The sequence below is a fragment of the Streptomyces sp. NBC_01363 genome (assembly GCF_026340595.1).
Classification (GTDB): domain Bacteria; phylum Actinomycetota; class Actinomycetes; order Streptomycetales; family Streptomycetaceae; genus Streptomyces.
The window spans coordinates 4252574-4267390 of sequence record NZ_JAPEPF010000001.1 but is presented as its reverse complement, the minus strand read 5'-3'; the positions used below and the strand labels follow the sequence as shown (position 1 = coordinate 4267390).

Below are 14817 nucleotides of genomic sequence, written 5' to 3'. Positions count from 1 at the left end.
TCAGGGACCGTGCGGGCAGCCCGGGTCAGGGCCGGAGGCCGCCCCCGGAACCGGTCAGGACTTCGTCGCAGGCGGTGCGCAGCCGACGGATCCCCTCGGCGATCTCGGCCGGCCCGGCGACCGCGGAGTAGCTCAACCGGATGTGCGGGGCCGGAGGTTCCGCGCAGAAGTACGGGCGGCCGGGTGCGACGGCGACACCCGCGCGCAGGGCCGCCGAGACCACCGCGGACTCGTCCGTACCGGCCTCCGCCTCGGGCAGACGCAACCACAGACTGCCGCCGCCGGCGGGGATGTGCGGGACCGTGAGGGCGGGCAGTTCCAGGCTGAGGGCCGTCGTCATGGCGGTGCGGCGGTTCCTCAGCCCGGTCGACACCGACCGCAGATGGCGGCCCCAGGCCGGGGATCCCACGAGTTCGAGCGCGGCCTCCTGGAGCGGCCGGGGGACGAAGAAGCTGTCGACGACCTGGATGGCCCGCAGCCGGCCCAGTACCGGCCCGCGGGCGGCGAGCGCCCCCACCCGCAGGCTCGGCGAGGCGATCTTGGTGAGGGAGCAGACGTGGACGACCACTCCGTCCGGGTCGTCGGCGGCCAGGGGTGCCGGCAGCGGCCCGGCGTCGTCGTGGACCAGCCGGCGCGCAAAGTCGTCCTCGACGACGAAGGCGCCCGCCGCACGGGCGATCCGGACGACCTCGGCGCGCCGTTCGGGGGCGAGGACAGCGCCGGTCGGGTTCTGGAAGAGCGGCTGGCAGACGAAGACGCGGGCACCGGTCGCGCGGAACGCCGCGTCGAGCAGTTCCGGCCGTACGCCGTCGGCATCCATGGGCACCGGCACGGGCCTCAGTCCGGCGGCGCGGGCGACCGCCAGCATGCCGGGGTAGGTGGGTGACTCGACCAGCAGCGGGGCACCGGGCGGGGCGAGGGCACGCAGTGCGGCGGCCAGGGCGCTCTGGCCACCCGCGGTGATCAGCACGTCGGCGGCGGTGAACGCGGGCCCGATCTCCCGGGCGAACCAGGACCGCAGTTCGGTCAGGCCGTCGGTGGGTGGCCGACCCCAGGCGCCGGGGCGGCGGCCGGCCCGCGCGAGGGCGGCGGCGAGTGCCCGCTCCGGCTGGAGCGAGGGGTGGAGGTAGCCGCCGTTCAGCTCGATGACACCGGGCGGCGGCGCGGCGAGCGTGACCAGGACCCCGGAGGCGTCGACGGTGCGCGGCACCACCTCGGGGCCGCCGTCGCCGCTCAGGGAGACCTCCTGCCAGGAGGTGTCGCCCGGCGGGGGCACATCGGTGCGGGGCTGCGCCCGGAAGGCGCCGGAGCCGGGCCTGGTGACCACCAGCCCCTCGGCGACGAGCTGGGCGATGGCCCGGGAGACGGTGACGGGGCTGACCCGGAAGCGCTCCACGAGAGCTCGACTCGACGGCAGCTTTCCACCGGGCGAGTAGCGGTTCACCTCGCTCCGGAGCGATCTGACGAGGTCAGCGACACTGCTACGCTCTTGCATGAGAGCCAATGATAGCGCTACCAACAACAGTACGATAGCGGTCGGATCCTCCGTCGGCATCGATCCCGACCGCGGGGCCGGCAGTGCGACCGGGAGCGGGACGGGCCGCGTCACCGGCCGTGAGGGGAACCGCGGCGGCGCCGTTCTCGCCGGGCTCGGTGTCCTCGCCTTCTCGCTGACCTTTCCTTCGACGGCCTGGGGCCTGGAGAGCTTCGGCCCCTGGTCGCTGGTGGCGCTGCGCACCCTGCTCGCCGCGGTGATCGCGGGCAGTGCGCTGCTGCTGGGACGCGTCGCGCTGCCGCACCGACGGCACCGGGCCGGGCTCGTCGTCGTCGCCGCGGGTGTGGTGATCGGCTTCCCGCTGCTGACCACGCTGGCGCTGCAGACCTCGACGACCTCGCACGCGGCCGTGGTCGTGGGGCTGCTGCCGCTGACCACCGCGGTGTTCTCCTCGCTGCGTACGGGAGCGCGACCGCCCCGCGCCTTCTGGGTCGCGGCACTGGCCGGTGCCGCCGTGGTGATCGTGTTCACCGTGCAGCAGAGCGGGGGTGAGCTGTCCGGCGGCGATCTGTACCTGTTCGGCGCGCTGCTGGTGTGCGCGGCGGGGTACACGGAGGGCGGCAGGCTGGCCCGGGTCATGCCGGGCTGGCAGGTGGTCGGCTGGGCGCTGGTGCTCTGTCTGCCGCTCGCGGTGGCGGGAGCGGCGGTCGCGTTGCCGGCTGAGCCGGTGCGGCTGACCGCGCACGGGGTGATCGGTCTGGTCTGGGTGGCGGCCGGCTCGACCTTCCTCGGCCTGTACGTCTGGTACCGCGGGATGGCGGAGATCGGGGTGCCGCGGGCCAGCCAGCTCCAGCTCGCGCAGCCGTTGCTGACCCTGGTCTGGTCGTTCTTCCTGCTCGGCGAGACGGTCTCGGCCGCGGCGCCGGTGGCGGCGCTCGCGGTGCTCGTCTGCATCGCGGCCACCCAGCGGGCGGGGCGTGCCCGGCGTCCGCGGTGAGGACCTGCCCGCTCCACCGGGCGAAGTCGCCTTTCGGTCATAGACTTGTCGACATGGACCGCCATCCGTGAGGAGGTCAGTCCCGATGGAGGCACACACGGGCGACCGGCTGGTGACGCACGGCAGGACCGTGGGCCAGCACGACAAGGTCGCAGAGATCGTCGAAGTGCTCGGGGCCGGGGGCGCTCCCCCGTACCGCGTGCGCTCCGACGACGGACACGAACACCTGATTGCACCCGGTCCCGACAGCGTCGTAGAGCACACCTGCATCCGGAAACAGCCCCCGACTCCGTAGCGGCCTCCGGCGGACGGCACTGCTCTTCGCCTCCGGGCCGCGGGCGGGCCGGCCGGTTCCCGGCGGCCCGCCCCCGACACCCGTCGCGCCCACTCCGCATTCTTGTCCCGGCGGGGCGGGCGCACTTCGTGTCAGCGGGGTGGGCGCACCCGGTTGCGGTAGTGGTCGCCCACCACCCGGTCCATGGCCCCGATCCGGTCCGTGACCACGTCCTTCCCGGAGAAGTAGACGTGACCGCGCACCTGGTCGTACCCGGCGGCGAAGTCGAGGTGCCGGGAGAGTTCGGCCGGGTCCTGCCAGGCGGCGGGCTGGGCGGGGTCACCGGCCTTGTAGAGCGCCTCCCCCACGAACAGGTCGACGCCGGTGCCGCGCACGGCCTCGCTCCACCAGGGCACGAGCTTGGCGTAGTCCGCGGCGGCGAAGCCGATGTTCCAGTAGACCTGCGGGCAGATGTAGTCGATCCAGCCCTTCCTGACCCAGCCGCGGGTGTCGGCGTACAGATCGTCGTAGGTCTGCACCCCCGCCTTGGTGTCGGAGCCGAGCGGGTCGGTCGCGGCGTTGCGCCACACCCCGAACGGGCTGATCCCGAACTGGACGTTCTTCTTGATCTTCTTGATCCGCTCGGCGGTCTCGCGCACCAGCTTGTCGGTGTTGTCGCGCCGCCAGGCGGCCTTGTCCGGGAAACCCGCGCCGTACTTGGCGTACGTGACGTCGTCGTCGAAGACCTGCCCGGCCACCGGGTACGGGTAGAAGTAGTCGTCCCAGTGCACGGCGTCGATGTCGTAGCGGCGGACCGCGTCCAGCATCGCGTCCTGGACGAAGCGGCGGACCTCGGGGATCCCGGGGTTGTAGTAGAGCTTCCCGCCGTACGGCAGGACCCAGTCGGGGTGCAGTCGGGCCGGGTGGGTGGCGGCCAGCCGGGACGGGTCGGTGTGGTTGGCGACCCGGTACGGGTTGAACCAGGCGTGCAGCTCCAGGCCGCGACGGTGCGCCTCGCTCACCGCGGTGCCCAGCGGATCCCAGCCGGGGTCCTTGCCCTGGACGCCGGTGAGGTACTGGGACCACGGTTCGTAGGGCGAGGGCCACAGCGCGTCGGCGGTCGGCCGGACCTGGAGGATCACGGTGTTCAGCCGCCGGGCGACGGCCTCGTCGAGGTACGCGATCAGCTCGGCCCGCTGCGCGGCCGGCGTCAGGCCGGGCGCCGAGGGCCAGTCGACGTTGGCGACGGTGGCGACCCAGATGCCGCGCAGTTCGCGCCGTGCCACATGGTGAGCACCCGGACGCGCCGGTGCGCCGGTCCGCCCGGCACCGGTCCGCCGGGGCGGAACCGCGGCCGCGTCACCGGCCGCGGTGACGGTGCTCACCACCCCCGCAACCACCCCGGCCGCACCCGCCACAAAGCCTCTTCGGGCCATTTGCCGCATTTCGCTGCACCTGCCGTCTCTCAGTCCACATCCGTCACCCCGGTATCCGGGCGTAACGCAGAGCATGCCCGCCCCGGCCCACGATGACCCGTAGGCCGCGGAGTAACGTCGGGGGGTCGGGGCGGGCACCGGAATCAGACGGGAACCTGCGACACGCAGAACAGCGAAAGGCACGAGGTGACGGACTCTATGGCCGACATTGCACGCGTCGGAGTGGTGGGCTGTGGCCAGATGGGCGCGGGCATCGCGGAGGTGTGCGCCCGCAGCGGTCTCGAGGTCATGGTGGCCGAGACCACCGGCGAGGCGTTGGAGATCGGCCGCACCCGGCTGCACAACTCCCTCTCGAAGGCCGCCGAGCGCGGCAAGATCACTCCCGAGGAGCGCGACGAGACACTCGCTCGGCTGAGCTTCACCACGGACCTGGGCGAATTCGCCGACCGCGATCTCGTCATCGAGGCCGTCGTGGAGAACGAGCAGGTCAAGACCGAGATCTTCCAGGTGCTCGACCAGGTGGTGACCCGGCAGGACGCGATCCTCGCCTCGAACACCTCCTCCATCCCGCTGGTGAAGCTGGCCGTGGCGACCTCCCGCCCGGACCAGGTCATCGGCATCCACTTCTTCAACCCGGCGCCGGTGCAGAAGCTCGTCGAGCTGATCCCCGCGCTGACGACGTCCGACGAGACGGTGAAGCGCGCCGAGGCCCTGGTGCAGGACGTCCTCGGCAAGCACCCGATCCGCGCCCAGGACCGCTCCGGATTCGTCGTCAACGCGCTGCTGATTCCGTATCTGCTCTCCGCGATCCGGATGTTCGAGTCGGGGATCGCCAGCCGTGAGGACATCGACAACGGCATGGAGCTCGGCTGCGCCCACCCCATGGGCCCGCTCAAGCTCTCCGATCTGATCGGTCTCGACACGGTGGCCTCGGTCGCCGACTCGATGTACGCGGAGTTCAAGGAGCCGCTGTACGCCGCTCCCCCGCTGCTCCAGCGCATGGTGGACGCGGGCCGGCTCGGCCGCAAGACCGGCTCGGGCTTCTACCCGTACTCCTGATCCTTCCTTCGTGCCCGTACGGGGCCGGTCCGGGCGATCCCCGGACCGGCCCCGTTCGCGGTTCGCGGTGCCTCACCCCAGCCGTAAGTGGCGGAGCATCATCAGCCCGGCGGCCATGCCGGCGGCCGCAGCAGGAGCGGGAGCGGAACGGAACGCACCGGTCCTCCTGGGTACGCACTCACAGCGGTACGCGCAACGCTCCGTCGATCAGTTCGGCGGCCCGCCCCGCGTCGGCGCAGCCACTCGCGACCAGGTCCTCGCGCACGGCACGCAGCCGGTCGCGCAGCCGCCGCGACTCCATGCCCCTGGCCCGCTCCGCCATCTCCGCGGCCGTGGCCGCCGCCCGGTCCGCCTCGCCCTGGCGCAGCTCGACATGGGTCAGCATGGCCAGCCGGTGCACCCGCCCCCGGTCGTGCGCCGGGATCCGTACGGCCTTCACCGCGTGTTCCCTGGCCGCCGGCAGATCGCCGATGCCGAGCAGGGCCTCGGCCACCTGCACATCGACCAGGCCCGGCTGGACGTACCCCGTCTCGTCCGGTTCACGGCCCGGCCTGATGCGCTCGGCCTCCGACTCGGCGCGCCGGATGCACTCCCGGGCGCCGCCCGCGTCGCCGAGCCGGGCGTACGCCTTGGCCTGCATCGCGTACAGGTCGGCGGCGAGCGCGGGGCTGATGTGGCCTCCGGCGGCCCGCAGCGCCGCCTGGGCGAAGGCCACGGACTGCCGGTAGTCGGCGAGGAGGAGCGACTGGTTGACCAGCAGCGCGATCACATAACCGCCGAACCCCCGGTCCCCGCTCGCCTTGGCCAGCCGCAGCGCCTGGTGGAAGTAGCGCTGGGCGAGCCCGTGCGCGTCGGAATCGTAGGCGCAGATCCCCGCGACCGCCACCAGACCGCCCGCCGCCCGGTGCAGCCGACGGCCCATCGCGTCGCTGTAGCCGCCGCGCAGCAACGGGGCGGTCTCGGCGTTGAGGAAGCCGACGATGCGGGATCGGGTCGCGATTCCGCCTGCCCGGCGGTACATCAGTTCGTAGTGGGCACGGGCCGCGCGCAGAGTCACTATGTCGGCCATGCAGACGCGGGTCGGTCCACCGCGCGAGACATCGGCGTCCTCCGGCGGGTTCTCCCACTCCCAGACGGGCATCACCGCCGCGGTGCCGGTGACGGCGGCCGGGACGAGGGTGTGCGGGCGCTGCCCTTCGTCGGAGCGCCACAGCGCGGTGGCCCGCTCGACGAAGCCGGTGAGCGAGGAGGCGGGCACGGGCGAGCCGGTGCCCGGGGTGGCCATGCCGATGTCGTCCAGCGAGAGGGGCCTGCTCAGCCGGTCGCCGAGCACTTCACAGATCAGGTCGGGCACCTGGCCGCGCGGACGCTGCCCCTTCAACCAGCGGGCCACTGCGGTGTGTTCGTACCGCAGGCGCAGACCGCGGGAGCGGCCGGCCCGGTTGATGTGCACGGCAAGGCCCGCCCGGGAGACACCCGCCTCCTCGATCAGGGCAGCCAGCAGAATGTTGGGCTCCGTTGCCCCCATGCGCCCCTCCGGTGGTTCGGCACGCCGAGGCGTGTCGCACCAGTGGAGCACGATTCGCACGGGGTGTGAGCGCAATGCCCGAACCGTCCCGCTGCGCACCCTGTTGCGTCGGCGCGCGGATCGGTTGAATCAGTCGTCTCGCAAGAGGCGGACGGGTCGTCTGCTCCCCCTCGTACAGCACGACGACCCGCACCTGCGCCGTCCGCTCTGCCGACCTGCCCGACACTCCGTGGCAGCGCGGACGGCGCCGGATCGCACGACCCACTGCCCACGGATCGGAGGGTGGCTGCGGGGTCGGCTCGGAGCCGGGTTCCCCCGGGCCGCGCCGGGGCCCGGGTGCGGTCCTCGCCGCTCGGCGAGCATGCGGGAGGGGCGCACCCGGTCACCGGATGCGCCCCTCCTCGCCGTGTTCCCGCGAAGCTACGCGCCCCGCAGCACCGCGCCCGTCCGCTCCGCGGCGAGGGCCACCGCCGCGTCGCGCGCGGCCGAAGCCTCGTCGACGGTCAGCGTGCGGTCCGCCGCGCGGAAGCGCAGCGCGTACGCCAGGGACTTGCGGCCCGCACCGATCTGCTCACCGGTGAAGACGTCGAACAGCCGCACCGATTCGAGCAGTTCGCCGGCGCCCTCGCGCAGCGCCCGCTCCACATCGGCGGCCGGGACGTTCTCCGCGACGATCAGCGCGACGTCCTGGGTCGCCACCGGGAAGGTGGAGATCCGGGGCGCCTGGAGCGCACCGTCGACGGCCTGCTCCAGGACGTCGAGCTCGACCTCCATGGCACAGGTGCGCTCGGGCAGGTGAAGGTCCTTGACGACCCGCGGGTGCAGCTCACCGGCGTGCCCGAAGAGGGTCTCCTCGCCGTTCACCGTGACGTACAGCGCGGCGCACCGGCCCGGGTGCCACGGCGCGTGCCGGTCGCTGCGGACGGTCACCTCGACACCGGCCTCACGGGCGATCGTGCGGGCGGCCTCGACGGAGTCCGCCCAGTCGGCCTGGCGGCCCTTGCCCCACCAGCCGGCCTGCTCGCGGGCGCCCGCGAGGACGACCGCGGCGCGGCGCGGCTGACGCGGCAGCGCGGCGTCGAGCCCGGCGATCTCCTCGTCGGTGGGACGACGGTCGACGGGCAGCCGGACGGGCTCGGTCTCGGTGCCGGTCGGCCTGAAGACCAGGCCGGTCTCGAAGAGCGCGAGGTCGTGGCTGCCGCGGCCGTCGTTGCGCCGCAGTGCGCCGAGCAGGCCCGGCAGCAGCGTGGTGCGCAGCGCCGGCTCCTCGTCGGAGAGCGGGTTGACGAGCTTGACGGTACGGCGGCGGGCGTCGTCGGCGTCGAGCCCGAGCTGGTCGAGGACGGCGTCGCCGATGAACGGGTAGCTCAGCGCCTCGACGTAGCCGGCTCCGGCGAGCGCCCGGCCGACCCTGCGGTACAGCCGCTGGTGGTCGGTGAGCCCGCGGCCGGACGGCGGGGTCGGGAGCGTGGACGGGAGGTTCTCGTAACCCTCCAGCCGGATGACCTCTTCGGCGAGATCGTTCGGCTCGCCGAGGTCGGGGCGCCAGGACGGCACGGTGACGATCAGCTCGTCCTGCCCGTAGACGTCGCAGCCGACCTCCTGGAGGCGGCGTACGACGGTCTCGCGGCCGTACGCGACACCGGCCACCCGGTCGGGGTGGTTCGCGGGCATCGCGATGGTGCGGGGCGCCGACGGTGCGCTGACCTCGGTGGCCCCGGCCTCGGCGGTGCCGCCGGCGAGCAGCACCAGCAGGTCGACGGTGCGCTGCGCGGCGGCTGCCGCGGCCTGCGGGTCGACGCCGCGCTCGAAGCGCTTGGAGGCCTCGGAGGACAGCTTGTGGCGGCGCGCGGTCCGGGCGATCGAGACCGCGTCGAAGTGCGCCGCCTCGATGACGACCTCGGTGGTGTGCGTGCCTTCGGCGGCGTCCGCGATCTCCGTGTTGGCACCGCCCATGACGCCCGCCAGGCCGATCGGCCCGCGGTTGTCGGTGATGACGAGGTCGGCGGCGTCCAGGACGCGGACCGTGCCGTCGAGCGTGGTGAGCTTCTCGCCCTGCTCGGCGCGGCGCACCCCGATCGGACCGTCGATCCGGGTCCGGTCGTAGGCGTGCAGCGGCTGGCCGAGTTCGAGCATCACGTAGTTGGTGACGTCGACGGCGAGCGAGATCGGCCGCATCCCGGCCTTCTGGAGCCGGCGCTGCATCCAGATCGGGGACCGGGCCTCGGGCTGCAGACCGACGACGGTGCGCGCGGTGAAGCGGTCGCAGCCGAACGGGTCGGCGACCTTGACCGGGTAGCCGTACGCGTTCGGCGCGGGCACGTCCAGGAGCGCCGGGTCGCGCAGCGGAAGGCCGTACGCGATGGCGGTCTCGCGGGCGACGCCGCGCATGGAGAGGCAGTAGCCGCGGTCGGGCGTGACGGCGATGTCGAGGACCTCGTCGACGAGCTGGAGCAGCTCGATCGCGTCGGTACCGGCCTCGTGCTCCGGCGGCAGCACGATGATGCCGTGCGTGCCGTCGTCGCCCATGCCGAGCTCGTCGGTGGAGCAGATCATGCCGTGCGAGGTCCTGCCGTACGTCTTGCGTGCGGCGATCGCGAAGTCACCGGGCAGCACGGCGCCCGGGAGGACCACGACGACCTTGTCGCCGACGGCGAAGTTGCGGGCGCCGCAGACGATCTCCTGCGGCTCGCCGGTGCCGTTGGCGTCGCCGACGTCGACCGTGCAGAAGCGGATGGGCTTCTTGAAGCCCTCCAGCTCCTCGATGGTCAGTACCTGTCCGACGACCAGCGGGCCCTTGAGGCCGGCGCCGATCTGCTCGACGGTCTCGACCTCCAGACCCACGTCGACGAGCTTGGCCTGTACGTCACGGCCGGTCTCCGTCGCCGGCAGGTCGACGTACTCCCGCAGCCAGGAAAGCGGGACGCGCATCAGATCTCCATCCCGAACGGCCGGGTGAACCGGACGTCACCCTCGACCATGTCTCGCATGTCTTCTACGTTGTGGCGGAACATCAGCATCCGTTCGATGCCGAACCCGAAGGCGAATCCGCTGTACTTCCGGGGGTCGACGCCGCAGGCGATGAGCACCTTGGGGTTGACCATGCCGCAGCCGCCGAGCTCGATCCAGCCCTCGCTGCCGCAGGTGCGGCAGGGGCGGTCCGGGTTGCCGACGGACGCGCCGCGGCAGACGTAGCAGACCATGTCCATCTCGGCGGACGGCTCGGTGAACGGGAAGAAGTTCGGCCGCAGCCGGGTCTTCATGTCCGGGCCGAAGAGCGCCTGGACCATGTGGTCGAGGGTGCCCTTGAGGTCGGCCATGGTGAGGCCCTCGTCGACGGCCAGCAGCTCGATCTGGTGGAAGACCGGGGTGTGCGTGGCGTCGAGCTCGTCGGTGCGGTAGACGCGGCCGGGGCAGACGACGTAGACCGGCGGCTCGCGGTCGAGCAGGGAGCGGGCCTGGACCGGCGAGGTGTGGGTACGCAGCACGACACCGGACTCGTCGTTCCTGGCACCGTCGGCGCCCTGGACGAAGAAGGTGTCCTGCATCTGCCGGGCCGGGTGGTCGGGCACGAAGTTCAGGGCGTCGAAGTTGAACCACTCCGCCTCGACCTCGGGGCCCTCGGCGACCTCGTAGCCCATGGCGACGAAGACGTCCGCGACGCGCTCCATGATGGTCGTCAGCGGGTGGCGGGCACCTGCCGGGGTGCGGTCGTAGGGCAGCGTGACGTCCACCGCCTCCTCGACCAGCACGCGGGCGTCCCGCTCGGCCTCCAGCTCCGTCTGACGGGCGGCGAGGGCCTTGGAGACGGCGCCGCGGGCCTGGCCCACGCGCTTGCCGGCCTCGGCCTTGGCCTGCGGCGGCAGTGCGCCGATCTCGCGGTTGGCGAGCGACAGCGGCGACGTACCACCGGTGTGCGCGGTCTTCGCCTGGGCGAGCGCGTCGAGGTCACCGGCGGCGGCGAAGGCGGCGAACGCCTCGTCCCGCATGCGCTCGATCTCTTCCGGTTTCAGTGCCTCGACCTCGACTGGGTCGTACGACTTGTTCGGTGCCGACATCTCTTCCCGTGCTTCCGATTGGCTGATACTGCGCTTACCGGGGAATGCCCCGGACCCCCATGGCCCCGATCGACGACTGGAGGACGCAAAGGTGCCAAAGGTCGAGTCTAAGGGCCACAGGATGTGTGGGAGGCCCGTGGGCCGCTCAGACCAGGTAGGCCGGCGCGCTCACGGGCAGAATAAATCGGAACTCCGCGCCGCCGCCGGGACCGCGGCCGACCGTGATCGTGCCGCCGTGCGCCTCGACGATGCCCTTGACGATATAGAGGCCCAGGCCCGTACCACCGCGCTTGCTTCCCCGCCAGAAGCGGGTGAAGACACGGCCCATCGACTCCTCGGGGATGCCGGGGCCCTCGTCGCTCACGGTGACGGCCGTTCCCTTCTCGTCGCTCTTCGCGGGTGCGGGTGCGACTTCAATGGTGACGGTTCCCTCGCCGTGGCGCACCGCGTTTTCCAGCAGGTTGCCCAGCACCTGGTCGACCTTGTCCGGGTCGGCCCAGACCGCGGGGAGCGGCTGGCAGGTGCGGACGAGGAAGCGGTCGGGGGTCTGGCCGCTCGCGGTGAGGGCCTGGATGTGACGTTCGACGGCGGCGGAGAGGTCCACGGGCTGGCGCCGCAGCTCCAGGCGTCCTGAGTCGATCCGGGAGATGTCGAGCAGCTCGGCGATGAGCCGGGTGACGCGGCCCGCGTCGGCGTCGACCGTCTCCAGCATCAGGCGCTTCTGGTCGTCGGTGAACCGCTCCCATTTGGCGAGGAGGGTCGCGGTGAAGCCCTTGACGGAGGTCAGCGGGGAGCGCAGCTCATGGGCGACCGTCGCGATCAGCTCGGCGTGGCTGCGCTCGTTGCGGCGGCGGGCCTCGGTGCCGCGCAGCGAGATCACCACGCGGCGCACCGGGCCGGTCGGGTGCTCGCGCACGTAACGGGCGGAGACCAGGACCTCCCGGCCGCCGGGCAGCAGCAGATTGCGCTCGGGCTGGCCGACCCGGGTGGCGAGGCCGCCGTAGGGATCGGTCAGGGTCCACCAGCGGCGGCCCTTGAGGTCCTCCAGCGGCAGCGCGTGCTCCAGGGAACGGCCGAGGGCGGCGGCCCGGGGCACCGCGGTGATCCGGGCGGCGGCGGAGTTGAAGCAGACGACCCGGCCGGTCTCGTCGGCGACGACCAGTCCGTCGGGCAGGTCGTCGGGATCGACACTCATGTCGACGGCTCCGAGCTCCCCGCTCCCGTCCGGTCCACCGGCCGTGCCGGAGGGTTCACGGGCGCGCACGACGGCCGCATGTGTCTCGCGCGGCCTGCTCATGCCGACAGCCATATCCCGTACCCCACCTCTCGAACCGGTGCAGTGGGCCCCCGAGTTCGCCACCCTACTAGTCGTCGGTGACGGAGCGACACCCTGCGGTGGCGCGGAGCCGCGGTCACCTCGGGCGCTGGGCCCTCGCGGAGGCGTACAGGCAGACGGCCGCCGCCGTCGCGAGGTTGAGGCTCTCCGCCTTGCCGTGGATGGGAACGCGTACGACGGCGTCGGCCAGCGCCCGGGTCTCCTCCGGCAGGCCCCAGGCCTCGTTGCCGAAGACCCAGGCGGTCGGACCGCCCATGGTGCCCGCGTCGAGCTCGTCGTCGAGGTCGTCGTCGCCCGCGCCGTCGGCGGCGAGGATCCGTACGCCCGCCGCCCGCAGCCCCCGCACGGCCTGCTCGACCGGGACGCCGACGGCGACCGGGAGATGGAAGAGCGAACCGACCGAGGCCCGGACCGACTTGGGGTTGTAGAGGTCTACCGAGGCATCGGTGAGCACGACGGCGTCGGCGCCCGCCGCGTCGGCGCAGCGCAGCACCGTACCGGCGTTGCCGGGGTCGCGTACGTGGGCGAGGACGGCGACGAGCTTCGGCTTCGGCTTCGCGGCGAGGATCGCGTCGAACGGGGTGTCGAGGAAGCGGCAGACGCCGATCAGGCCCTGCGGGGTGACGGTCTGCGACACATCGGCGAGCACTTCGCCGTCGGCGAGGTGCACCCGGGCGCCGGCCGCGTGGGCGGCGGCGACGATGTCGGCGTACCGCTCGGCCGCCTCGACGGTGGCGAACAGCTCGATCAGTGTCGGCTCACCGTCGCTGCCGCGGTGCTCGGCGGCCTCGCGCACGGCCTGCGGCCCCTCGGCGATGAACCTGCGCTCCTTGCCGCGGAAGTTGCGCTTGGCCAGCCGCCGGGCGGCGGTGACGCGCGGCGATCGCGGGGAGATCAGTTCGGGGGTGCCCATGGTCGGCGGCGAGCCTCTCTGCGTACGGAGGTGACGGACGTACGGAACATGTCGTGCAACGCACCGGACCCGCAGACGGCGAGCGCCTGCGGGTCCGGCTCAGAAGACAGGAAGTGCGACCTGGATCAGGCGGCCTTCGGGGCGTTGACGTCGCTCGGGAGGGCCTTCTGGGCAACCTCGACGAGGGCGGCGAACGCGTTGCTGTCGTTGACCGCGAGCTCGGCCAGGATCTTGCGGTCCACCTCGATGTTGGCGGCCTTCAGACCCTGGATGAGGCGGTTGTACGTCATGCCGTTCTGGCGGGCAGCGGCGTTGATGCGCTGGATCCACAGCTGACGGAAGTCGCCCTTGCGCTTCTTGCGGTCGTTGTAGTTGTAGACGAGGGAGTGGGTGACCTGCTCCTTCGCCTTGCGGTACAGGCGGGAGCGCTGGCCCCGGTAACCGCTGGCCTGCTCGAGGATTGCCCGGCGCTTCTTGTGAGCGTTTACTGCCCGCTTGACGCGTGCCACTTTTTAACTCCTTGTAGCGGGGCCGTGGTTGGACTCACACGGCCCGGAAACGAATTGGTCCCGGTCTGAGTCGAGTGCGCCGCCCACGGGTTCACCGCGGGCCGCGGACTCACTTGCCGAGAAGCTTCTTGATCTTCTTGGCGTCGGACGGAGCCACTACGACCGTGCCGGTCAGCGAGCGGGTCTTCTTGGACGACTTGTGCTCAAGAAGGTGGCGCTTGCCTGCGCGCTCACGGAGCACCTTGCCGGAGCCGGTGATCTTGAAGCGCTTGCTGGCACCGCTGTGCGTCTTGTTCTTCGGCATCGCGCCGTTCTCTCCTCGTCAGTGGCGCCCCTCGCGGTGCGGGCACCGGGCAGCAGGGGCGTCAGATCTTGGTGGGAATTCCGGGGAGACCCGGGGCCGCCTGGATGGCGGCCCCCTGAGGTCACGCCTCGGAAGGTGTCTCGGCCGGAGCCTCGGGCTGCGCTTCGGCAGCCTCGTCCGCGGCCTCGGCGTCGGGGGTGGAACCCTGACGCCCCGCCTTGCGGGCGGCCTGGGCCTCGCGGGCCTCGGCCATGGCTTCGGTCTTCTTCTTGTGCGGGCCCAGAACCATGATCATGTTCCGGCCGTCCTGCTTCGGGTTGGACTCGATGAAGCCGAGTTCCTCCACGTCCGAAGCCAGACGCTGGAGCAGTCGGAAGCCCAGCTCCGGGCGGGACTGCTCACGACCACGGAACATGATCGTGATCTTGACCTTGTCGCCCTGCTTGAGGAACCGGACGACGTGACCCTTCTTGGTGTCATAGTCGTGCGGGTCGATCTTCGGCCGGAGCTTCATCTCCTTGATGACCGTGTGCGCCTGGTTCTTGCGCGCCTCACGGGCCTTCATGGCCGACTCGTACTTGAACTTCCCGTAGTCCATGAGCTTGCACACGGGCGGACGGGCGGTCGCCGCCACCTCGACCAGGTCGAGGTCGTACTCCTGTGCGAGTTCCAGGGCCTTGGCAAGCGGAACAATCCCGACCTGCTCGCCGCTGGGACCGACAAGTCGCACCTCGGGAACGCGAATCCGGTCGTTGATGCGGGGCTCGGCGCTGATGGATCCTCCTCGGTAGCACCACGCGGCCGCCTGGCGGACAGCCACGTAACGTCTGTTTCGTGAGACCAACCGCACCAGTGCAATAAAAATGCCCCGGACGGGACACAGGCGGGGCTCCTGGAACAACCGGAAC

Annotated in this window: 13 protein-coding genes; 3 read left to right on the top strand and 10 right to left on the bottom strand. The window is 71.9% G+C overall.

What is annotated here, in order from left to right:
- Positions 1 to 25: 25 nt before the first annotated feature.
- Positions 26 to 1495 carry a PLP-dependent aminotransferase family protein gene (locus tag OG611_RS19635; RefSeq protein WP_266421750.1) on the bottom strand — a complete coding sequence of 490 codons (1470 nt, stop codon included), beginning with the start codon at positions 1493 to 1495 and terminating at the stop codon, positions 26 to 28.
- On the opposite strand from OG611_RS19635, the gene OG611_RS19630 reads away from it, so the two are divergent.
- Positions 1494 to 2492 (top strand): DMT family transporter, encoded by a 999-nt coding sequence (locus OG611_RS19630; RefSeq protein ID WP_266421747.1) that lies wholly within the window; start codon positions 1494 to 1496, stop codon positions 2490 to 2492. The two genes, OG611_RS19635 and OG611_RS19630, sit on opposite strands and share 2 nt — an antisense overlap.
- Positions 2493 to 2577: 85 nt before the next feature.
- Positions 2578 to 2787 (top strand): DUF1918 domain-containing protein, encoded by a 210-nt coding sequence (locus OG611_RS19625; RefSeq protein WP_266421746.1) that lies wholly within the window; start codon positions 2578 to 2580, stop codon positions 2785 to 2787.
- A 131-nt stretch (positions 2788 to 2918) separates the two neighbouring features.
- On the opposite strand, the gene OG611_RS19620 is transcribed toward OG611_RS19625, so the two are convergent.
- Positions 2919 to 4211, bottom strand: a complete 1293-nt coding sequence (locus OG611_RS19620) for a glycoside hydrolase family 10 protein (protein ID WP_266421743.1) — start codon at positions 4209 to 4211, stop codon at positions 2919 to 2921.
- Positions 4212 to 4400: 189 nt separating this feature from the next.
- Here OG611_RS19620 and OG611_RS19615 point away from each other — a divergent pair, with 189 nt between their 5' ends.
- Positions 4401 to 5261: a 3-hydroxybutyryl-CoA dehydrogenase gene (locus tag OG611_RS19615; RefSeq protein WP_114243580.1), complete on the top strand. Its 861-nt coding sequence runs from the start codon at positions 4401 to 4403 to the stop codon at positions 5259 to 5261.
- A 178-nt stretch (positions 5262 to 5439) separates the two neighbouring features.
- Here the strand turns inward: OG611_RS19615 and OG611_RS19610 are convergent, their stop codons facing one another.
- The 8 genes from OG611_RS19610 to infC form a co-directional block, all read right to left on the bottom strand.
- Positions 5440 to 6789: a transcriptional regulator gene (locus OG611_RS19610; RefSeq protein ID WP_266421737.1), complete on the bottom strand. Its 1350-nt coding sequence runs from the start codon at positions 6787 to 6789 to the stop codon at positions 5440 to 5442.
- Between the two features lie 420 nt (positions 6790 to 7209).
- Positions 7210 to 9720 carry a phenylalanine--tRNA ligase subunit beta gene (gene pheT, locus OG611_RS19605; RefSeq protein ID WP_266421736.1) on the bottom strand — a complete coding sequence of 837 codons (2511 nt, stop codon included), beginning with the start codon at positions 9718 to 9720 and terminating at the stop codon, positions 7210 to 7212.
- A complete protein-coding gene (gene pheS / locus OG611_RS19600) occupies positions 9720 to 10847 on the bottom strand; it encodes a phenylalanine--tRNA ligase subunit alpha (RefSeq protein WP_266421733.1) in 1128 nt (375 codons plus the stop codon). Before pheS ends, pheT begins: the two co-directional genes overlap by 1 nt.
- Before the next feature lie 145 nt (positions 10848 to 10992).
- Positions 10993 to 12156 carry an ATP-binding protein gene (locus OG611_RS19595; protein WP_266421731.1) on the bottom strand — a complete coding sequence of 388 codons (1164 nt, stop codon included), beginning with the start codon at positions 12154 to 12156 and terminating at the stop codon, positions 10993 to 10995.
- A gap of 103 nt (positions 12157 to 12259) precedes the next feature.
- Positions 12260 to 13096: an RNA methyltransferase gene (locus OG611_RS19590; protein ID WP_266421728.1), complete on the bottom strand. Its 837-nt coding sequence runs from the start codon at positions 13094 to 13096 to the stop codon at positions 12260 to 12262.
- Between the two features lie 125 nt (positions 13097 to 13221).
- Positions 13222 to 13605 carry a 50S ribosomal protein L20 gene (gene rplT, locus OG611_RS19585; protein WP_072484442.1) on the bottom strand — a complete coding sequence of 128 codons (384 nt, stop codon included), beginning with the start codon at positions 13603 to 13605 and terminating at the stop codon, positions 13222 to 13224.
- A 109-nt stretch (positions 13606 to 13714) separates the two neighbouring features.
- Positions 13715 to 13909: a 50S ribosomal protein L35 gene (gene rpmI / locus OG611_RS19580; protein WP_072484441.1), complete on the bottom strand. Its 195-nt coding sequence runs from the start codon at positions 13907 to 13909 to the stop codon at positions 13715 to 13717.
- 121 nt (positions 13910 to 14030) lie between these two features.
- Positions 14031 to 14729, bottom strand: coding sequence for a translation initiation factor IF-3 (gene infC, locus OG611_RS19575; protein ID WP_266421725.1), 699 nt, complete (start codon positions 14727 to 14729; stop codon positions 14031 to 14033).
- Positions 14730 to 14817: the final 88 nt, after the last annotated feature.